At 44.3% G+C, this 639-nt stretch carries 1 protein-coding gene; it reads left to right on the top strand.

Going from position 1 to position 639, the window contains the following annotated elements:
• Nucleotides 1-639 (top strand): hypothetical protein (locus KIV40_RS33375; RefSeq protein WP_285353695.1); only part of this gene is annotated, 639 nt, incomplete at both ends.

The raw sequence follows: 639 nt of genomic DNA, 5'->3' as shown, positions 1-639 counted from the left end.
GCTCTGGTACGGGGAACTTGAGTGGGCTTCCCGATCCTGGAGGTGTATCAAGCACCAACTATGATCCACGACAGTTGCGTGCACAAGCAACCTTTTCCAATAGTACTGTTACGGGTTCAACCATCGTTTTTGCACTTCACTATGAGAAAGACGCAACGCGTTTGATGTCAGTCGATAATCTCGATGAAATTGAAGTATTAGTCGATGGTGCACCGGTTGTTTTGACTAATATGTACGGATTTCTCTACTCGTACGATATGCCAGCTAATGCTTCAAGCTATGAGGTTAGCTGGAAGCGTGATGGTGATGTGATCGCATCGACGAGCTTTGATGGCGAACCAGCTCAAATCCCACTCACTACTAATTATGATGGGAGTGGCGTACAGTACACTTGGATAGAAGAAGCCAATACTACTTATCGTTTTGTTATCCCAGGCCTAACGTGCACGGATCGCTTTGGTAACAATGAGTACTTCTCACATTGGGAAAACGACGATTTGTCTAAGAACGTGGTTACTGGAGGCTCCTACTATGTCCCTCTTAGTCTCTTTAATAACTTTACGGAAGATCAGCTAAGAGCCACCTCTCAAACCTGTTTTGTTAGCTTAGATGTGACTGGTGAACATCATGATATTAATA

It is taken from the genome of Vibrio sp. D173a, from assembly GCF_030248475.1.
The sequence above is the reverse complement of the archived record's forward strand: the minus strand, read 5'-3'. Positions and strand labels throughout refer to the sequence as shown.